Here is a 20,823-nt window from a genome sequence, read left to right on the forward strand (position 1 = left end):
AGTTCTTCAAATATAAGAAATTTTTGAAAGTAAAACCTAATTGTTTATTTTTTCGGAATTTCCATAACCTACACCAATTACTTGTGTATATCTGTTTCCAAAACCTTTATAGTAAATTAAAACAGTATAATCGTTTTCAGTTTCATAAAACGAACCATCAATGTCGTGGTTACTAATTTGCCCATTGCTATTTTTTGTAACGTATTGATAATTATAAAAACCTTGCTTTAATAAAATAGCACCTTCATACAAACCTGTTGATGGGTTGTAATTTAATTTGTTTAATTCATTTAATTGCCAACTATTATAATTACCGCTAACGTATACATCTTTACCCGTTAAGTTTTCTAATGTACTTAATGAAAAATGCACCCAACTATAATCTGCATCTGTGTTAGGGTTATCACTTGTTAAATTTCTAACAACAAAATTTCCGTTAGCATCTGGATGTAATGTATAAGGCTTGTCTATTCTTTCTTCATTGGTAAATAAATATGTATGATATAAATTAGTACCCAACTCTACTTTTGCAATATTTAAGCTAGAGTTTCTTATAGATTTAGAATCAAAGAATAAAAATTCATTGCCGCCAAAAAAACTGGTTTCTTTATTGTATTTATACAACAATTGTGTGCCTCTAAAAAACTGAGGCTTTAGTCCGCTAATAGCTGTTTGCCAATTATTATTTTGAAGAATTATTGGGTAAATTTCTTCGTTAGGATTGTTAATTCTAAAATTTGGATTATTAATGGTGAATTCTACAGCTTGTTGTGTATTTATATTTGAAATATCTCTACTTCTATAAATTGCCACCCCAACGGTAACTTTTGGTTCGTATACCACAAAAGAGCGTTTAAAAACAACCTGTTGGTCTTCATTTAAAATAGAAATAATATAATTTCCTGAAATTTTAAGAGCGGTATTTTCATTAGGTATGGTTAAGGTATAATTGGTAAAAGGCTGTAGGGTATTAAATGAATTTTCGTAATCTCTAATTCTATCTTCAGCATAACCATTTATAAATTCAGATTCAGATAAGTTTGAAACACTCCAATCTATATCGCAATGCGCTATTTTATAGGTATATGTATGTTCATCAGCATTTAAATCATCAAAAGATAATTGAATTTTATCGCCAAGTTTTATAATGGGTGCAAATGAATTTGTTGCAATTGGTTTTAACTGTATGGTTTTAATATGATTTGGCTGAGAAAAATCTATTTGACAGTAAGCAACATTAAATAAAAATGCCAAAACCAAAAAAAGTAATGTGTTTTTCAAAATAAATTAAATTAGGTTGTAAATTTAAAATCAATATGTATACCAAAAATCTAACGGTAAATATAATAAAACCGATTTTGATTATTAATGATTATAACCTTTGCGTAAAAAATTGTCTGAAAAACACAGAAACTACATTATAAATTATTATTTTTGCACCGTTTTTTAGATACTATTAAATATACTTAAAATATGTCACAAGACATTCGAATTAAAAAAGGGCTAGATATAAAGCTAAAAGGTGAAGCTGAGAAGGTTACCGAACAAGCTTTAGCATCAAATATGTATACCATAAAGCCAGAAGACTTTCACAGTATTATCCCAAAATTATCAATTAAAATTGGTGCTAAAGTAAAAGCTGGAGAAGCAGTTTTTTACAACAAAGCTAATGAAAATATGAAATTTCCTTCACCCGTTAGCGGAGAAGTGGTTGATATTATACGTGGTGAAAAAAGAAAAATTTTAGCAATTAAAATAAGTGCTGATAAAGATCAACAATTTGTAGATTTTGGAAAAAAAGATCCAAAAGCTATGAAAGCTGATGAAATAAAAAGTCATTTATTAGCAGCAGGTTGTTGGCCTTTTATAAAACAACGACCTTATGATGTTATTGCAAAACCTTCTAACACTCCTAAAGCAATTTTTATTTCTGGTTACGCTAGTGCTCCATTAGCTGCAGATTATAACTATGTTTTAGCAGGAAAAGAAAAAGAATTACAAGCTGCTGTTACTGCATTAAGCAAGTTAACATCCGGTAGTGTTCACGTTTCTGTTGGAAAAAATGACAATTCACCATTAGCTGGTTTAGACAATATTTCATTGCATAAAGTTTCAGGACCGCATCCATCAGGAAATGTTGGAACACAAATTGCAAAAATTGATCCTGTAAATAAAAGTGAAGTTGTTTGGACAATCAACCCACAAGATTTAGTAATTATTGGTGAATTATTACTAACAGGAATGTTTAATGCTGAAAGAATTATTGCTTTAGCAGGTTCATCAGTTGCTACACCAAAATACTATACAACTAAAATAGGCGCTACAATTGCTTCTTTAGTTGATGGAAAATTACAAGGTGATAATAACAGAATAATTAGCGGAAATGTTCTAACTGGTACTGCAAAAAGTTTAAAAGGAAGTTTGGGTTATTATGATAATATGGTAACTGTAATTCCTGAAGGAAATGATTATGAAATGTTTGGCTGGAATTTACCAGTTTTCAATAAAATTTCAACTTCAAGAGCCTTAACTTTTTCATGGTTATTCCCAAATAAAAAATACGATTTAAATACCAATACTAACGGAGAACACAGAGCATTTGTTGTAACTGGTAATTACGAAGAAGTGTTTCCTTTAGATATTTATCCAATGCAGCTATTAAAAGCTTGTAAGTATAAAGATTTAGATGAAATGGAACAATTAGGTATGTATGAAGTTGCTCCAGAAGATTTTGCCTTAACTGAATTTGTGTGTGTTTCTAAACAACCACATCAAGAAATTATTAGAAAAGGTTTAGACTTAATGTTAAAAGAAATAGGATAAGATTATGGGATTAAAAGAAAATTTACATAATATAAAAGAAAAGGGTAAAGGTAAAAAGTGGTTACCTGCTTATAGTGCTTTACATACTTTTTTATATACTCCAAACGAAACTACACACTCTGGCGGTCACGTAAGAGCTGCTGATGACTTAAAAAGAACCATGACAATGGTTGTTTTAGCACTAATACCGTGTTTAATTTTTGGAATGTTCAATACTGGATTTCAACACTTTAAAGCTTTTGGAGCACCTGTTGAATTTTTATCAATGGATGCTTTTTGGTTTGGCTTTTTAAAAATACTTCCGCTAATTATTGTTTCATACGTTGTTGGTTTAGGTGTTGAAGTGCTTTTTGCAGTTATAAAAGGACACGAAGTTGAAGAAGGTTACTTTGTAACAGGTATGCTAGTTCCATTAATTGTACCGGTAGATATTCCATTATGGATGTTAGCAGTAGCTGTTATTTTTGGAGTAGTTATTGGAAAAGAAGTTTTTGGTGGTACAGGAATGAATATTTTAAATCCGGCTTTAGTAATCCGTGCATTTTTATTCTTTGCGTATCCAACTTGGATGAGTGGTGATAAAGTATGGGTAGAAGGAGCAACTGAAAGAGCAAAAGAAATTGCTGCAGGTGCTAACTTAGATGCCATTTCTGGAGAAACCATTTTAGGAAGCTTAGCGCAAGGAAAAGAATTTGCTTACACAGTATCCGATATGTTCTTTGGATACATACCTGGTTCTGTTGGAGAAACATCTACGTTCCTTATTCTTTTGGCAGGTATATTTTTAGTAGCTACCAAAATTGGAAGTTGGAGAATTATGTTATCTTCAGTAGTAGGAGCCTTAGTAATGGGACTTATTTTTAACGGTGTTGTAAACGCTGGTTGGATAGCTGAAGGAAGCAAATTTTATAGCTTAATGAGTACTGAGTTTTGGCATCATTTACTAATAGGAGGTTTTGCCTTTGGTGTAGTATTTATGGCAACTGATCCAGTCACTGCATCACAAACTAACAAAGGAAAATGGATTTATGGATTTTTAATTGGATTTATTTCAATTTTAATACGTGTGTTCAATCCAGCATATCCAGAAGGTGTAATGTTAGCAATATTATTAATGAACGTATTTGCACCAACTATTGACCATTACGTGGTTCAAGGTAACGTTAAAAGAAGATTAAAACGTTTAAAAGTAAAAACAGCATAACAAATGGCAATTAATACAGATAAAAACTCATATACAGTACTATTCGCAACAGCTATGGTACTTATAGTTGGAGCTTTACTAGCTTTTGTGTCCTCTAATTTCAAAGAGCAAATTACTGAAAACAAGCGTATTGAAAAACAACAAAACATATTATATGCTTTAGGTGTTAACGAAAATGATGAAACAAGTGTTGAATTTGTTTCAAAATCAATTGTTGGAGAGGAATTTAAAAAATATATTACAAAACAATATGTTATTACAGGTACCAACGCTGTTGAAAATCCAAATGCATATTTAATAGATATTAAAAAAGAAGAAGCTGCAGCTAAAAATCCTTCATACGAAAGAAAACTTCCTTTATTTGTTGGAGAAAAAGATAATGCAACTTTTTATATTATTCCTGTTAGAGGTAAAGGATTATGGGATGCCATTTGGGGATATGTTTCTTTAGATGAAAACTTAGTTGTTCAAGGTGTATTTTTTGATCACGCTGGAGAAACACCAGGATTAGGTTCAAATATAAAAGAACGCTTTTTTATGGATGATTTTAAAGGTGAGCACATTTTAGATGGTAATAATACGTTTAAAGGTATTGAAGTTGCTAAAGGAAATGCTGACCCTAAAAACAACGATAAAACTGACAACGAAGTAGATGCTATAGCAGGTGCAACTATTACAGGGAACGGTTTAGCAGCAATGCTTAAAAAGGATTTACAGCTATACTTACCTTATTTAAAAACATTAAAAAAATAATTTATGGGACTTTTATCAAAAAAAGACGCAAAATTAATTACAGACCCATTAGCAGATAATAACCCAATTACCATACAAGTACTTGGTATTTGTTCTGCGTTAGCTATTACTGCAGACCTAAAAGCTTCCATAGTAATGGCAATAGCCGTACTATTTGTTTTAGCTATTGGAAACGTAGTAATTTCATTACTACGAAATATTATCCCTTCTAAAATTAGAATTATTGTTCAGTTAATTGTTGTAGCTGCATTGGTAATTATAGTAGACATTATTTTAAAAGCATTTGCTTATGAATTAAGTAAAACTTTATCCGTTTTCGTAGGGTTAATTATTACCAACTGTATTATCATGGGACGTTTTGAGGCGTTTGCTTTAGCGAATGGGCCTTGGAGATCATTTTTAGATGGCATTGGAAACTCATTAGGTTACGGAGTAATTTTGGTGATTGTTGGTTTCTTTAGAGAATTATTAGGTTCAGGTACTTTACTTGGAATTAAAGTTTTAGGTGATCCAATTGAAAAAACTGGCGTTTATGCTTATGGTTATGAAAATAACGGATTTATGTTGTTAGCGCCAATGGCATTAATAACATTAGGAATTATTATTTGGGTACAACGTTCAAGAAATAAAGCATTAATAGAAAATTAATATCATTAGCTTTTTGTTTTTTTTAAACAGAAACTAAATACTAAAACATATGGAACATTTAGAATTATTTTTTAAAGCAATATTCATAGATAATATGGTATTTGCAACATTCCTTGGAATGTGTTCGTACTTAGCCGTATCAAAAAAAGTTTCAACTGCAGTTGGTTTAGGTGCAGCGGTTATTTTTGTAATGGCAATTACTGTACCATTAAACTGGCTATTAGATCAATATTTATTACAAGAAGGTGCATTAAGCTGGTTAGGTGAAGAATATGCTGATTACGACTTAAGTTTCTTATCATTTATTATGTTTATTGCAACCATTGCAACAATGGTACAATTAGTAGAGATAATTGTTGAGAAATTTTCACCTTCATTATACAATTCACTAGGTATATTTTTACCTTTAATTGCTGTAAACTGTGCCATTTTAGGTGGTTCGTTATTTATGCAATCTCGTGAAATACCTACACTAGGTTTGGCCTTTAATTATGGAATAAGCTCTGGAATTGGTTGGTTTTTAGCAATTTTAGCAATTGCTGCCATTCGTGAAAAAATTAGATACTCAAACGTACCTGCTCCATTAAGAGGGTTAGGAATTACTTTTATTATCACTGGCTTAATGGCTATTGGATTTATGAGTTTTGGAGGAATGCTTACAGGTGGTGATGAAAAAGAAGAAACTACAGAAACTGCTTCTATTGAAGTTGTAGCGCCTTCTCAAGAAAGTAGTATTACAGAAGAGGTTGAAACTGTAGTTGACAGTACAACAATTAACGAACCTCAAATTATTGAATAAGGATGATATTAGCAGTAAACACAATAGGAATAATAGTAGCAACCGTTGCCGTATTTTTGATAATAACACTTTTATTAGTAACTCTTTTATTAGTTGTAAAACAAAAATTATCGCCTTCAGGTCCTGTAAAAATTAAAATTAACGGTGAAAAAGAAATTGAAGTACCATCAGGTAGTTCATTACTATCTACGTTAGGAAATGCAAAAATATTTTTACCTTCTGCTTGTGGTGGAGGTGGAACATGTATTCAATGTGAATGCCACGTAAACTCTGGTGGTGGCGAAGCTTTACCAACTGAAACTCCACATTTCACTAGAAAAGAATTACAGCACGGAGCACGTTTAGCTTGTCAGGTAAAAGTAAAACAAGATATGGATATTACCATTCCTGAAGAGGTTTTTGGCATTAAAAAATGGGAAGCAACCGTAGTTAGAAATTACAATGTAGCTTCTTTTATTAAGGAATTTGTTGTAGAAATTCCAGAAGATATGGATTACAAAGCAGGTGGTTATATTCAAATTGAAATTCCACCATGTGAAGTTGATTTTAAAGATATTGATATTACCGCACACCCTGAAGAACATGAAACACCTGATAAGTTTCAAGTTGAATGGGATAAATTTGGTTTATGGAGTTTGAAAATGAAAAACCCAGAACTAGTAGAACGTGCATACTCTATGGCTTCTTATCCTGCTGAAGGTAGAGAAATTATGTTAAACGTACGTATTGCAACGCCGCCTTGGGATAGAGCTAAAAACGGATGGATGGATGTGAATCCTGGGATTGCTTCATCATATATTTTCTCTCGTAAAAAAGGCGATAAAGTTACCATTTCTGGACCTTATGGTGAGTTCTTTATCAACGAATCAAATGCAGAAATGTTATATGTTGGTGGAGGTGCTGGTATGGCTCCAATGCGTTCTCATTTATATCACTTATTTAAAACTTTAAAAACTGGAAGAACAGTTACATATTGGTATGGTGGTAGATCAAAAAGAGAATTATTCTATTTAGATCATTTTTACGAATTAGAAAAAGAATTTCCAAACTTTAAATTCTATTTAGTATTATCTGAACCTTTACCAGAAGATAATTGGGTAAATAAAATAGATGCAAATGATACAAAAGGAGATGGATTTACTGGATTTGTGCATCAAGCAGTTATTGATGAATATTTATCAAAGCATGAATCACCAGAAGATATTGAATTGTATTTCTGTGGTCCTCCGTTAATGAATAAAGCTGTTCAAAAAATGGGAGAAGATTTTGGAATGCCAGATGAAAATATTAGATTTGATGACTTTGGAGGTTAATTTTTAGAACATCAATTTGATACAAATAAATAAAATCCGGTACTTTTGTATCGGATTTTTTATTTACTAAATATCAAAAAAAAATGAGTAGACCTTTATCTAAACAAGAAATACATAATTTAGCGATGAATATTGTTGGCAAAGATTTAGAAGCGAAAGGCTATGAGTTTATAGCCATTAATAGCAAGCTAAAAAGCAATCCACAATATGTTTGTATTGATAAAAATAATCAACGCTATTTTGTAGTTGTAAAAGCCTCATTAATTTCAGAATACGCATTAACCTATGATGTTATTTGGATGGAAACATTTAAAGCACATGCACGGCACAATAATGCTAAAGTAATTTTTGCCGGAGTTGGTTTAGCACATAAAAATGATACTACGCAACCTCCTTTTTTAAATGAAGAATATTTACTGCAATATGAAGGCTTACAATTATTAGATATAGAACTTAATTAAAAATATTAACAAAAAAAAGCCACGCAAATTGCGTGGCTTTTTTAAATAATGAGTTTTATAAATTACTCAATCTTATTTTCTAATAATTTGAAAAACTGATCTAATTTAGGCATTAAAACTATTCTAGTTCTTCTGTTTCTAGCTCTACCTTCAACAGTATCATTACTTGCTAATGGTTTATACTCACTTCTACCAGCAGCAACTAAACGGTCTGGTGCAATTTTAAAGTCATCTTGTAATACTCTAATAACTGAAGTAGATCTTTTAACACTTAAATCCCAGTTATCTTGAATTCCAGCTGTACTAATTGGTTTGTTGTCAGTATAACCTTCAACCATTACTTCTAAATTAGGTTGTGCAGCAATTACTTCAGCAACTTTTCCTAACACTCTTTTAGCTTCGCTAGAAATGGTAGCACTTCCACTTTTAAATAATAATTTGTCAGCTATGTTAATGTAAACAACTGTTTTCTCAACACTTACTTCAATGTCTTCATCATTAAATCCATCTTTTAATACTTTTTTCAATTGGAATCCTAAAGCTAAATTTATTGAATCCTTTTTATTCATAGCTTTTTGGATGTGTTGAATGTACTCATCCTTTTTACCCATTTGAGCAAGCGTTTCTTTAATGTTATCTGAAGCAGATTTAGATAACACTGTTAAATTGTCAACATACTCTAATGTTTTTTCTTTGTCTTTTTTTAAATCCAACACTCTTTGCTCCAGTGCTGAAAGTTTTCCTTCATTTTCTATTCTACATTTCATTAAATCGGCTTTGGCATCAACCAACTCCTGACTTGTTTTTTTATAATTCCCTTCTAATTCTGTGTATTTTTTTTGTGACACACATGAACTCAACACAACTGATGCTGTGATAATCAAAACTGATATTCTTTTCATAATAAAAATTGTTTAAATACTGAACAAATGTAGTAAAAAGACCACAATAAAATTAATTCATTTCAAATTTAAGAAATATTTATGATAATAATAAATTACTATCTTTACAGCCTATTTTTACTGACCTTTTAATATACAAAATTATAATGAAAAACGCCCTATATATATTAATTTTAATCGTATTTTTTTCATGTTCGGATAATAATTCCCTCGAATTAAAAACATTACAAGGGGAAGCCATAGGAACAACTTTTTCTATTAAATATTTATCAGATGATACTGTTAATTTTGAAGGAAAAATAGATAGTTTAATTACAGCAATTAACAAGTCTACCTCAACCTACATTCCTACTTCTGATATTTCAAAAATTAACGATGGTGATACCACTGTGGTGGTTGATGCGTATTTTCAAGAAGTTTTTAATAAATCGGCTAGAATTTTTAATGAAACTAACGGAGATTTTGATCCAACAGTTGGGATTTTAGTGAACGCATGGGGATTTGGACCAGAAAATGAAATTGCAGACTTAGACTCGCTTAAAATAGACTCATTACTCACTTTTGTAGGTTTTCATAAAGTGAGTTTAAACAATGGAAAAGTTAAAAAAATGTATCCTCAAATTTATTTCGATTTTAATGCCATTGGCAAAGGATATTTAGTTGATATTATTGGAAGACTTTTTGAACAAAACAATATTGCCAATTATATGGTTGAAATTGGTGGCGAAATTAGAGCTAGAGGTGTTAACCAAGATGGTGTTGCCTGGAAAATTGCTATTGAAAACCCAAATGAAGATGGCTCACGTTCATTTGCAACTGTAATTCAATTACATAATGAATCTATTGCTACTTCTGGAAATTATAGAAAATATAGAACAACACCTGATGGCAAAAAGTTTGTCCATACTATAAATACCAAAACTGGTTATGCAACTGAAAGTAATTTATTAAGTGCTTCTGTTATTTCAAAATCTGATTGTGCCGATGTTGATGGTTATGCTACAGCTTGTATGGCAATGGGATTAGAAAAAACAAAAGAATTTTTAAAAACACACACTGAATTAAAAGCCTTTTTAATTTATATTGATGAAAATGATCAATTACAAACGTACAAATCAGAAAATTTCGACAATTAAATTATTTAGTACAAATAGGTAAAATTTCGCCTTTCACCAAACAGTATTTTGTAAGTAATTCTTGTGAAAGCGTTTTGGAATAATCTATTTCATTTACAGTAAAACCAACAGCTCTTAATCTATCAAAATAATCTTTACCATATACACGAACATGGTCGTATTGTCCAAAGTGTTTTTTTCGTTCTTCTTTTGATGTTATTGAAAAATCTTCATAAGTAGTTTCCAGTGATAAATCTTGCGGAATTTGAAATATTCCCAAGCCACCAGGTTTTAAAACTCTATATAATTCACTCATTGCTTTTTTATCATCTTCAATATGTTCCAACACATGGTTACAAAACACTACATCAAATGAATTCTCTTCAAAAGGTAAATCGCAAATGTCTGCTTTTACATCCGCAATTGGCGAATACAAATCTGCAGTAGTATAATTAAGGTTTTTTTGAGATTTAAACACTTTTAAAAAACATTGTTCAGGTGCAATATGCAATACTTTTTTTGGTGCTGTAAAAAAATCTGTTTCATTTTTTAAATACAGCCAAAGTAACCGATGACGTTCCAAAGAAAGCGTGCTTGGTGATAAGGCATTTAGACGTTGTTGCCCATAACCATACGGTAAAAACTTTCTAAAGCTTTTATTATCAATTGGATCTGTAAATGTTGATCCTTTTAAATAATAAAAAATTAACGGACGCACCCAATAACTTACTTTTATAAGTATTGGTCTAGGAATAGTGTTGAGTATAAATTTAAAAACTTTCATTATAAGTTTTGTCTAAACTCATCTTCTTCACTGCTTACAATTCCTAAAGCTTCGTAAATATATTTAAATGTAGAAAGTAGTTCTGGTTTACCATTTACAATGGCAACATCGTGTTCAAAATGTGCACTTGGTTTTCCATCGCGTGTTAAAATAGTCCAACCATCTTTTAATTGATTTATTTGATGTGTTCCTAAATTAATCATAGGTTCAATAGCAACCACCATACCTTCCATAAACTTTTTACCTCTTCCTCTTCTGCCGTAGTTTGGCATTTCTGGATCTTCATGCATTGCTTTACCTAAACCATGTCCAACCAATTCTCTAACAACACCATATCCATGTTTTTCACAATAATTTTGAATAGCAAAACCAACATCTTCTACTCTGTTTCCAGATTTAAACTGTCTAATACCTTCATATAAACTTTGTTTTGTTATAGCTAACAGTTTTTTTACTTCTGGCGCAACTTCACCAACTTCAAAAGTATAAGCGTGATCTCCATAAAAACCATTTTTTAACGCACCACAATCAATTGATATAATATCGCCTTCAACTAACGGTTTGTCATTAGGAATTCCGTGTACAACTTGCGCATTTGGGCTCATACATAAGGTGTTTGGGAAATCGTACAAACCTAAAAATCCTGGAATTGCACCTTCGGCGCGTATAAATTCTTCAGCTAATTTATCTAAATATAAAGTGGTTACGCCCGGTTTTACTTCACCAGCTAACATTCCTAATGTTTTAGAAACCACTAGCGCACTTTCGCGCATTAACTCAATTTCTTCTCTCGTTTTAATTTTTATCATTTTCTTGAAAATTGGTTTTGCAAAGTTACTTTAAAAAAAAGAAAAACAAAGTGAAGTTAGTATCAATTAAAATAATTAAGAAAACGTTTTCGAAAGATGATTTTCGACAGTTTTTTAAAAGAATATGTTTGGTAAATTTGCACCACCAAACATTTAATATAATATTTATGTATAAATCAGTAACCGCAGAACAAGCAGTTAAAGTAATAAAATCAAACGATAGAGTATATATTCAGGCAGCAGCAGCAGCACCACAAGCTTTAATTAATGCAATGTCTGCAAGACATGAAGAATTAAGAGGCGTTGAAGTTTGTCATTTACATATTGAAGGTGAAACACCCTACGCAGATCCAAAATATAAAGATAGTTTTCATGTAAACTCACTATTTATTGGTAAAAACGTAAGACATACTATTAAGGCAGGAAACGGATCATACACGCCTGTTTTTTTAAGTGAAGTTCCTAATTTATTTAAAAGAAACGTATTACCTGTTGACGTAGCTTTAATTCAGGTTTCAACCCCAGATAAACATGGTTATTGCTCTTTAGGTGTTTCTGTTGAAGCAATTTTAGCAGTAATTGAAAACGCCAAACATGTAATTGCTCAAATTAATGATCAAATGCCACGAGTTCATGGTGAAGGATTAATTCACATTTCTGAATTGGATACTTTTGTTGAAGAAAGTGCGCCAATTCATGAATTTCACATGCCTACACCAACAACAATTGAAAATAAAATTGGTGATTATATTGCACAATTAATAGAAGATAGAAGTACTTTACAAATGGGTATTGGTTCTATTCCAAATGCCGTATTATCTCGCTTAGGAAATCATAAAGATTTAGGCTTACATACCGAAATGTTTTCTGATGGAGTAATTGATTTAATTTTAAAAGATGTGATAAACGGAAACTACAAAGGTATAAATGCAGGTAGAGCATTAACTACATTTTTAGGAGGATCTAAACGTTTATATGATTATGTAGATGATAACCCATTTATTGAAATGCGTTCATGCGATTATACAAATAATGTAGTTAATATTAGACAAAACCCAAAAATGGTGGCTATTAATTCTGCTATTCAAGTAGATTTAACTGGGCAAGTTTGTGCAGATTCTATTGGTGCTAATATGTTTTCAGGTGTTGGTGGACAAATGGATTTTATTAGAGGCGCGTCATTAAGTGAAGGTGGAAAAGCCATTATTGCATTGCCTTCTGTTACCAATAAAGGGATTAGTAGAATTGTACCATTTTTAAACACAGGTGCTGGGGTTGTAACTACAAGGGCTCACGTACAATATATTGTTACTGAATATGGCGTTGCAGATTTATATGGGAAAACAATTAGTCAGCGCGTTAAGGAATTAATAAAAATTGCGCATCCAGACTTTAGAGAAAGCATGGCTAAAGAATATTTTGATGCCACTAAATAATACTTTTTAATTAATATTATAGTAAAAAAAATGGGATATATATCCCATTTTTTTTGTTAAAAATCAAAATACCAATTAAAAACATCTGTTTTTAAACCAAATGAAATCCACGTATTATTTGTTTTATTAAAAGTTGTTGTTGGCACATCTGGGTTAAAATTTCTAAATGTTACACTTCCAAACAATTTTAAATTTGTTGCAGGATTTACCAAATACCCCACTTGTACATCTGCTATAAATATTTTAGCTGCATTTCCTTGACCAATGGTATTTCCGTAATCATTTGCTCTTTCATCATTATCTCTATAAATATTTCCTCCATAGCTAAAAGAATCTGTTGAAGAATTAAAATCGAACCCTTTTTTTCCAAAAACTAATTTTGAATTTGCAAACCATCTATCTTTGGAATATTGAGCAATTCCAACAAACTCATTAAAGTTTGATCCCCACAAATGCGCCAAAGGCTGATTATTATGTCCGTAATTATAATTCAATTCATCATGAGAATAGGTATACGGTCTAACTGAATTATATTCTGCTTGTAAGTACAAATTATCAATAGAAAAAGCATTGTAATATTTTGCACCAATTTGAATTCCATTTTTATTTGCCCACCAACCATTATTACTTGTAATTTCTGAAATTCTAAATTCATCAATTATCAATTGAGAATAAATAGAAATATCTTTCATTTTATATTTTAAACTTAAACCTAATAACGAATTTCCGGCTCTTGATCCGGTAGAAAATTCAACAGCCGTATAAAAAATTAACGGATTTAAATAATTAAAATCAAAACCTCTTCCGTTGGCATTATCCCAAATAACACTTTCAAACAAACCAATATTTAAGTTTTTAGTTGCATTCCAGCTTAAATAATGCATTGCAATATATTTTTGTTTATACGCACCTTCTTCGGTTAATTCAGGTCGTACATCCTGCATGGTCATAAACAAGTTGGTGTATTTAATTTTCCAAAAACTAGTGTTTATTTTAAAAAATGGATATGGAGAAGCTGCATCTGATAAAAACAAGGATCGATAACCATCACCAATAAAATTTTTACCATTTCCAAGTTGAAAATTAAAATATTTATTTGGCGAATATGATAAATATGCTTCAGCAACTGGATAATCGTAAGCATCAGATTTAAATGCTTTTGCAATTCCTCTGCCAGGAATAATTGCAGGATTTCCTCCATCAGGCTTTATTGAATTTGCATACTCATTAAAGTACGTGGCAAATCTGCCTTGGCTTTCATAAAAACTTGTTGAAAAACTGAAATTTTTACCTATAGCACCATTTACTGTTATTGCACGTGTATTGTTAAATGTACTAACGCCTTCACTATCTTTTCCAATTTGTAAATCAACCACTGGGTCAATTGTAAACCAATAACCGTTGCCTTTTACAAAAGCCATGTGTTCGTTCAATAATTTTTTACCAAACCAAGTTTCTTTACGTTTCACCAACTTATTTTTTTGCGCATCTAAATCAATATATTTATTCACTTCATTATAAACAAAAGGCTTAACCGCAGTATGTGTATTATCTGATTGATTTAAAAAATAATCAAAATTACTGTATACTTCATGAGTGAACGGAATATTTAAATCGCTGTTATGTTCTGGAAATAAGGTGCTTTTTGATATAACAATCTCAGTAGCTTTCTTTATCTCATAAGCTGTAATTTCTGGTTGTTTTTCAACTGTTTTTTTAACAATAGTTGTTGGCTTATTATTTTCAATAGGAATAGCTATAGGAAATACAAATTGCATTTCTATTGGATGATTATTATACGTTGCCGGACTAATTTTTGGAAAAGTTTCAAAAATACGTTCAATTTCTACTTTAAATTCTTTGTAAGGAGAATTTACATATATTACTTTAAAATTTCCTGTTGAAGTAACTACAAAAACAACATTTATAGTATCTGTAAAATTATCATTTTTAATTGTTTCAGGTAGCTTAAATTCATTTACAACCAACTTTTTTACCTCATTATTAAAGCAATTGGGCAGCGTTGCAATGTCTAAAGAATCACACGATGGAAAAACTGGATATTTTTCAATTTGTGAAAATGCTGAAAGACTGATTAAAATAAAAAGAAAATTTAAAATAGATTTTTTCATTGTAAATACTTACTGAATTTTTTGAACGCTATTATTTAACAATTGATATTTTTCACCACTTTCTTCGCAAATTGCAAATCCTTTTTCATCAAAATGTAACCGATGTCCGTATTCACTAATCCAACCAATTTGTTTTGATGGATTTCCAACAACCAAGGCATACGGTAAAACTGGCTTTGTAACTACTGCTCCTGCACCAATTAACGCGTATTGCCCAATTTCATTGCCACAAATTATAGTAGCGTTTGCGCCAATACTTGCGCCTTTTCTTACCAAGGTTTTTTTAAATTCATCTCGTCTAATTATCGCGCTTCTCGGATTTATAACATTTGTAAAAACCATTGACGGACCTAAAAAAACATCATCTTCACAAATAACGCCAGAATATATTGATACATTATTTTGTACTTTTACATTTTTACCCAAAACAACTTCTGGCGAAATCACCACATTCTGACCGATATTGCAATGTTCTCCAATTATTGAATTCGGCATCACATGGCTAAAATGCCAGATTTTTGTACCTTTTCCAATGGTACAACCTTTGTCTATAACTGCCGTTTCGTGTGCAAAAAAAGTATCCATATTAATAACCAGCTTCAGCTTTCCCTCCGTCTGCAATTAATTTTGCTGAAGAAGTTCCAATTCTTGTAACACCCATTTCAACCATTTTCACTGCATCATCATAGTTTCTAACACCTCCGGCAGCTTTTGCAGGTAATGGTTTTGCATTTTCAACAATTAATTCCATAGCTTCAAAAGTTGCTCCGTTTGGCTTTCCTTCGTCTGTTTTAAAAAATCCGGTAGATGATTTTACAAAAACTTTTGCTGCGTTTTCTTCTCCAAAGTTTTCTAAAACTACATCGCGTATTAATTGCGTTAATGTAATGATTTCTTCATTTGTTAAGGCGGCAATTTCAATAATCCATTTTGCAACTTTATTAGCATCTAAAGCTAATTTGGTTCCTTTAAAAACTTCCGCTTTTACTAAATTAATTTTCTCTTCTTTAAAAGCTGTATAATTTACAACATAATCTAATTCATCTACATCGTCTTTTACAGCTTGTGAAGCCTCTTTAAGCTTTTCATCGGTGGTATATGTGCCTTCATGAAAACCAATAACAGTTCCAATTAAAACGTTAGCATTTGCTTTTGAAATCATTTCTCTTGCCATTGCAACATATTCAGGACGAATCATGGCCAATTTAAAATCGTTTTCAATAGCTTCATTTATAAGCGCTTGTACATTTTTTTTGGTTTCTTCTTCTGAAATGTTAGCTTGCTTAGCAGTTTTAAGATAGGTTGAATCTAAATATTGATTGATATTAATTTTATTCATTTTTTTAAATACTTGTTTTATAAAACAAATATAAACTTTTTAAAACCATCACTATAAAAAAAATCCCGCGATTGCGGGATTCAAAATTTAAATTACAAATTATTCTACTTTAAATACAATTGGAAGGCCATAGCTTACCGAAACTGCTCTGCCTCGTTGTTTTCCAGGAGTCATTACTGGTAATAATTTTACAACTCTAATTGCTTCTTCTTGTAATTTTTTATGTGGTGCTCTGGCCTGAATGTCAGTAATATGTCCAGTATTATCTATTTTAAACATTACAAATATTTTTTGAATAGTTCCTGAATGCAAACCTAATTCAGAAGCCAACTCTATATTGAATTTTTTGGAAACAAATTTTGTAACCTCATTAGAAAAACAATCTCTTTTTTCTTGTTTAGTTCCTTTACAACCAGGGAAAATTGGAACATCTTCAATAATCATAAAAGGGACATCTTCAACTACAGTTTCTTCTTCCTCATCAACTACCATTAATTGTTTATCAAGATTTACAACGACCGCATCTGAAACATCTAATTCTGTTGATTCTATAATACTTTCTTGAACTTCAACCGCATCATCAACTTTTAAAATTCTTTCGGAAATTACTGTTTTAGTAGCTTGTGGTTCTTGAATTTCTATGGGCTTTATTTCAATTGTATTTTCAACATCATCAACACCAACAAATGTGCTATTTAAATCTTTTATTTCTGATGGGTATGATTTAAAATTGATGAATTCATACACTATAAAAAGCGATAGAACCAAGCCTAATTCCATTAAAATTTTTGAATAATTTTCGAGTGCTGCGTGTGGATATTTTTTAATTTCCATGATGACCTTATTTAAGTTCAACAAGAATAAAATGAGTACGCTGTTATAAAACAGTTGAAGTATATAATGCAGGTTTTTTGCAAAAACAAGATGTTTATAAATGCAACACCTTGCAAGATGAATTTCACTATTAAAGGTACAACATTATTAAATGATACACAATTTTTTAAACAAAAAAACCAGCATAAATACTGGTTTTTATAAGCTATTGCACTTTAAATATAATTGGAACAGCGTACCTTACTTTTACAGGCTTTCCATGTTGTTTACCCGGCTCCATTTTTGGCAATAAACTAATTACTCTTATAGCCTCTTGCTGCAATCTTTTATGTGGTGCTCTGGCTTCAATATCAATTATATTTCCGTTTTTATCAATTTTAAAAAGTGTATAAATTCTTTGAATTCCAGGCGCTAAACCTAATTCGCCAGCTAATTGATTATTAAATTTTTTATTGATGTATTTCGCTATTTCTTCAGAAAAACAAGCTTTACGTTCTTCATTTGTGCCTTTACAACCTGGAAAAAGTGGGGCTTCTTCTAAAAATTTAACATCAAAAAAATCATCTTTTGGGTTAATATCAACATCTTTTGGCACTTCTACCAAGGTATTCGGATCAAATGGCGCATCAATATCTGGAGTAATGAAATCTGTTTCATCAATGTTAGCATCATTTTTTTCTAGCTTAATATCTACCAAAATTTGCTTTTGTTTTGGCTGAACTTGTTTTGGTGGTTCAATTTTATACACTATTATTGGTGGAGTATTGTCTATTAAATGGTTATCAAAACCTGATAAAACAGCTAATTCATTATTAAAAGTTTTGTTTTGAATAAGTAAATACACTACAAAAAGTGATAATACTAACCCTAATTGCGTAAATAATTTACTGTAATTCTCTAAATTTGCTTTAGGGTGTTTTTTGATTTCGTAATTTTTCTTTGAAAAGTTCATAATATTAGGTTTTTATGTTCCTCTATTTTACTTTGAACCTTTAGTTAATTGGATTGAGTGGAATTAAAAAAATTAATTTTGGTTTAAAAAATAAAATATAGCAACTGTTAATATTTTGTTAATATCAAGAAACATACCAAAAAAGAAGCTGCATTAAAATGCAGCTTCTTTCTTATTTTTTACTCTTATTTTAATTTATGGTAAGCTGTTAATTAAACTTTCTAAAGCCGTTTGAGTTGTTGGGCTTAAACTTGAGATAACTTCTATATGATCATCAACTATGGTTGTTCCTTGCATTGCGTAATAAACTTGACCATCAATTTCTGTTACAACTATAATATGCACTTCTAACCCAATTGGAATTAACCCGTAATGTTCTGTAAACATTTCATTGGTTTCATTATAAACATCCATTCTTGCAATTGCTGTATTTTCACCATCATAGTATAAAAATACTGCACAATTATCTGCATCATATCCTTCAGGAACATCAACAAAAATCTCAGTTTTTGGACCCGTAAAGCTATACCATCTGTCTAAATTTGACCAACCAAAACTTCCTAAATCAAAATTGTAGGTTGCCATAACTCCATTTGCACCTTGCGCTTCTCTAAACTCAACTCCATCAGGTTCACCGTTATTATCTTCATCTGCTTCCACCCAATTATCTGTATCATTTAAATCATCTCCAGCTCTAAACAATTTCATATTCCAATCCATATCACCTGGGGCAACATTTCTACTAGTTACTTCTATCATTCCTAAAAGTTCTAATTCATTTGCACCTTGCTTTGCATCAATAAAAAACTCACCTGCTGATTTTAATGCTTCTTTATCTCCATTAGCTCTTTCTCCTAATGTGGACATATTTTTTAATATGATATCTGATTTGTCGTATATTTCAATTAACTGAACGGTTACATTTCCTGTTACCGGTGATCCATTAAGTCCAAATACATTTGGCGGAAAATTTACTTTTGTTCCTTGTGATCCTGTTATAATTCCTCCTGAAGCTGCATCTACAGTAAATTCTTCAACATCATCAATTCTATTATTTTCAAAACGATTATTTAAAGCGATGCCATTTGGCTGAGGTTGGTAAGGTTCAACTTCATTATCTGGCATACAACTTCCAAAAAATACTACTATTGATAATCCAATTACATTTTTTAAAATTTTGTTCACTAGTTTACTAGAATTCAAGTTTGTGAAATTTTGTGTTTGTGTTTTCATAATTTATTGTTTTTAAAATTTTTAATATTTGTTTTATACCTATATATCAACTGTACTTTTATTTTGTTACCCATGTTTTTAAGTTTTTTTTAAAATATTATTTTTTGATACGGATAAGGCATAAAAAAAGAGCCATCTAAATACTTAGATAGCCCTTTCCACTAGCAATTAACCTATTTCTAACTGTTCACTAATTGCAATATTTTTATGGTAATCCGTTTATTAAACTTTCTAAAGCCGTTTGTGTAGTTGGACTTAAATTTGTAAATACTTCAATATGATTATCTACAACTGTTGTTCCTTTAATTGCATAATGCAACTCTCCATCAATTTCTGTTACTACTATAATATGTACTTGTTGCCCAATTGGAATTAACCCATAATGTTCTGTAAACATCTCTAAATTAGTATCCCAAATATCCATTTTAGCTAAAGCGGTTGGTTCACCGTCGTATGATAAATACACCGCACAATTATCTCCATTATATCCTTCTGGTACATCTACATAAATTTCAGTTTTAGGACCTGTAAAATTATACCATCTGTCAAGGTTTGTCCACCCAAATGAACTAATATCAAAACCATACGTTACATAACTACCTCCAGCAGTATTTTTACCTTCACGCACTTCAGGTTTATCATTTATTCCATTATTATCTTCGTCTGCTTCTACCCAATCACAATCATCATCTATACCGTCGCAATCATTATCTAATCCTCCTCTAAAAATTTGCATTGCACCATCAAAATTTGTTGGATCTATTTCTCTACTGGTAATAGTTGCCTTTTCTAGCAATTCCAATTCATTTGCTCCTTGCTTAGCAGCAACAAAAAATTCTCCTGCCGATTTTAAAGCTTCTTTATTTCCGTTAGGTCTTTGCCCTAATGTAGATTTGTTTTTAAGTAACATTGAAGCTTTATCATAAATTTCAAGTAATTGTACGGTTACATTTCCTGTTACTGGAACTCCATTTATTCCAAAAGAATTTGCTTGAAACTGAACTTTGGTTCCTTGTGCTCCTATTACAATTCCTCCAACAGATGCGTCTAATGTAAACTCCTGAATTGCATTATTTCTGTTATCTAAAAAGCGTTCGTTTAATGCTTGTCCGTCTGGTTGTGGTTGGTAAGGTTCAACTTCATTATCTGGCGTACAACTTCCAAATAAAAGAATGATTGATAAACCAATAGCATTGCTTAACATATTAGTTACTGTTTTACTGTTTTTGAATTTTTGAGTTAGTGTTTTCATAATTATAAATTTTAAGTGTTTTTTAAATTTGTTT

The 20,823-nt window shown here is 30.9% G+C and carries 20 protein-coding genes; 9 read left to right on the plus strand and 11 right to left on the minus strand.

The genetic code is table 11. From position 1 onward, the window contains the following. Positions 1 to 36 precede the first annotated feature (36 nt). Positions 37 to 1,281 carry a type IX secretion system plug protein gene (locus tag BM335_RS11545; protein WP_177219199.1) on the minus strand — a complete coding sequence of 415 codons (1,245 nt, stop codon included), beginning with the start codon at positions 1,279 to 1,281 and terminating at the stop codon, positions 37 to 39. Between the two features lie 192 nt (positions 1,282 to 1,473). On the opposite strand from BM335_RS11545, the gene BM335_RS11550 reads away from it, so the two are divergent. The 7 genes from BM335_RS11550 (at position 1,474) to BM335_RS11580 (ending at position 8,001) form a co-directional block, all read left to right on the plus strand. Then, on the plus strand, positions 1,474 to 2,823 hold the full coding sequence (locus tag BM335_RS11550) for a Na(+)-translocating NADH-quinone reductase subunit A (protein WP_090227611.1): 1,350 nt from the start codon (positions 1,474 to 1,476) through the stop codon (positions 2,821 to 2,823). Positions 2,824 to 2,827: 4 nt separating this feature from the next. Continuing rightward, positions 2,828 to 4,027, plus strand: a complete 1,200-nt coding sequence (locus BM335_RS11555) for an NADH:ubiquinone reductase (Na(+)-transporting) subunit B (RefSeq protein ID WP_090227616.1) — start codon at positions 2,828 to 2,830, stop codon at positions 4,025 to 4,027. A gap of 3 nt (positions 4,028 to 4,030) precedes the next feature. Then, positions 4,031 to 4,780: a Na(+)-translocating NADH-quinone reductase subunit C gene (locus tag BM335_RS11560; RefSeq protein ID WP_090227621.1), complete on the plus strand. Its 750-nt coding sequence runs from the start codon at positions 4,031 to 4,033 to the stop codon at positions 4,778 to 4,780. A gap of 3 nt (positions 4,781 to 4,783) precedes the next feature. Further along, positions 4,784 to 5,428, plus strand: coding sequence for an NADH:ubiquinone reductase (Na(+)-transporting) subunit D (locus tag BM335_RS11565; protein WP_090227625.1), 645 nt, complete (start codon positions 4,784 to 4,786; stop codon positions 5,426 to 5,428). A gap of 49 nt (positions 5,429 to 5,477) precedes the next feature. Continuing rightward, positions 5,478 to 6,227: an NADH:ubiquinone reductase (Na(+)-transporting) subunit E gene (gene nqrE / locus BM335_RS11570; protein ID WP_090227630.1), complete on the plus strand. Its 750-nt coding sequence runs from the start codon at positions 5,478 to 5,480 to the stop codon at positions 6,225 to 6,227. A gap of 2 nt (positions 6,228 to 6,229) precedes the next feature. Next, positions 6,230 to 7,540: an NADH:ubiquinone reductase (Na(+)-transporting) subunit F gene (gene nqrF / locus BM335_RS11575; RefSeq protein ID WP_090227634.1), complete on the plus strand. Its 1,311-nt coding sequence runs from the start codon at positions 6,230 to 6,232 to the stop codon at positions 7,538 to 7,540. 83 nt (positions 7,541 to 7,623) lie between these two features. Further along, positions 7,624 to 8,001, plus strand: coding sequence for a Na(+)-translocating NADH-quinone reductase subunit F (locus tag BM335_RS11580; RefSeq protein ID WP_090227639.1), 378 nt, complete (start codon positions 7,624 to 7,626; stop codon positions 7,999 to 8,001). Positions 8,002 to 8,063: 62 nt separating this feature from the next. Here the strand turns inward: BM335_RS11580 and BM335_RS11585 are convergent, their stop codons facing one another. Continuing rightward, positions 8,064 to 8,903 (minus strand): OmpA/MotB family protein, encoded by an 840-nt coding sequence (locus tag BM335_RS11585; protein ID WP_090227643.1) that lies wholly within the window; start codon positions 8,901 to 8,903, stop codon positions 8,064 to 8,066. Between the two features lie 146 nt (positions 8,904 to 9,049). Between BM335_RS11585 and BM335_RS11590 the strand changes: the two genes are divergently transcribed. Further along, entirely contained in the window at positions 9,050 to 10,039 is a 990-nt protein-coding gene (locus BM335_RS11590) for an FAD:protein FMN transferase (protein ID WP_090227647.1), read from the plus strand. A gap of 1 nt (position 10,040) precedes the next feature. Here BM335_RS11590 and BM335_RS11595 read toward each other — a convergent pair whose 3' ends face one another. Together BM335_RS11595 and map are read right to left on the minus strand one after the other, a co-directional pair. Next, entirely contained in the window at positions 10,041 to 10,805 is a 765-nt protein-coding gene (locus BM335_RS11595) for a class I SAM-dependent methyltransferase (protein WP_090227651.1), read from the minus strand. Next, positions 10,802 to 11,611: a type I methionyl aminopeptidase gene (gene map / locus BM335_RS11600; RefSeq protein WP_090227656.1), complete on the minus strand. Its 810-nt coding sequence runs from the start codon at positions 11,609 to 11,611 to the stop codon at positions 10,802 to 10,804. The genes BM335_RS11595 and map overlap by 4 nt, the downstream gene beginning before the upstream one ends. Before the next feature lie 167 nt (positions 11,612 to 11,778). Here map and BM335_RS11605 point away from each other — a divergent pair, with 167 nt between their 5' ends. Further along, the gene (locus BM335_RS11605) at positions 11,779 to 13,047 is read left to right on the plus strand and encodes an acetyl-CoA hydrolase/transferase family protein (RefSeq protein WP_090227659.1); all 1,269 of its coding nucleotides are present in this window, start codon (positions 11,779 to 11,781) and stop codon (positions 13,045 to 13,047) included. 56 nt (positions 13,048 to 13,103) lie between these two features. On the opposite strand, the gene BM335_RS11610 is transcribed toward BM335_RS11605, so the two are convergent. The 7 genes from BM335_RS11610 to BM335_RS11640 form a co-directional block, all read right to left on the minus strand. Next, positions 13,104 to 15,179, minus strand: coding sequence for a gliding motility protein RemB (locus BM335_RS11610; RefSeq protein WP_090227664.1), 2,076 nt, complete (start codon positions 15,177 to 15,179; stop codon positions 13,104 to 13,106). A gap of 9 nt (positions 15,180 to 15,188) precedes the next feature. Continuing rightward, complete coding sequence (locus BM335_RS11615; protein ID WP_090227668.1) at positions 15,189 to 15,764, minus strand: acyltransferase; 576 nt, start codon at positions 15,762 to 15,764, stop codon at positions 15,189 to 15,191. Between the two features lies 1 nt (position 15,765). Continuing rightward, on the minus strand, positions 15,766 to 16,518 hold the full coding sequence (gene deoC, locus BM335_RS11620; protein WP_090227672.1) for a deoxyribose-phosphate aldolase: 753 nt from the start codon (positions 16,516 to 16,518) through the stop codon (positions 15,766 to 15,768). Between the two features lie 99 nt (positions 16,519 to 16,617). Beyond that, positions 16,618 to 17,352: an energy transducer TonB gene (locus tag BM335_RS11625; protein ID WP_090227676.1), complete on the minus strand. Its 735-nt coding sequence runs from the start codon at positions 17,350 to 17,352 to the stop codon at positions 16,618 to 16,620. Between the two features lie 205 nt (positions 17,353 to 17,557). Next, a complete protein-coding gene (locus BM335_RS11630) occupies positions 17,558 to 18,304 on the minus strand; it encodes an energy transducer TonB (RefSeq protein ID WP_090227679.1) in 747 nt (248 codons plus the stop codon). Positions 18,305 to 18,499: 195 nt separating this feature from the next. Next, a complete protein-coding gene (locus BM335_RS11635) occupies positions 18,500 to 19,537 on the minus strand; it encodes a hypothetical protein (RefSeq protein ID WP_090227682.1) in 1,038 nt (345 codons plus the stop codon). 205 nt (positions 19,538 to 19,742) lie between these two features. Next, positions 19,743 to 20,789: a hypothetical protein gene (locus BM335_RS11640; protein ID WP_090227686.1), complete on the minus strand. Its 1,047-nt coding sequence runs from the start codon at positions 20,787 to 20,789 to the stop codon at positions 19,743 to 19,745. Positions 20,790 to 20,823 lie beyond the last annotated feature (34 nt).

It is taken from the genome of Lutibacter maritimus (assembly GCF_900116115.1).
In the GTDB taxonomy this organism is placed as follows: domain Bacteria; phylum Bacteroidota; class Bacteroidia; order Flavobacteriales; family Flavobacteriaceae; genus Lutibacter; species Lutibacter maritimus.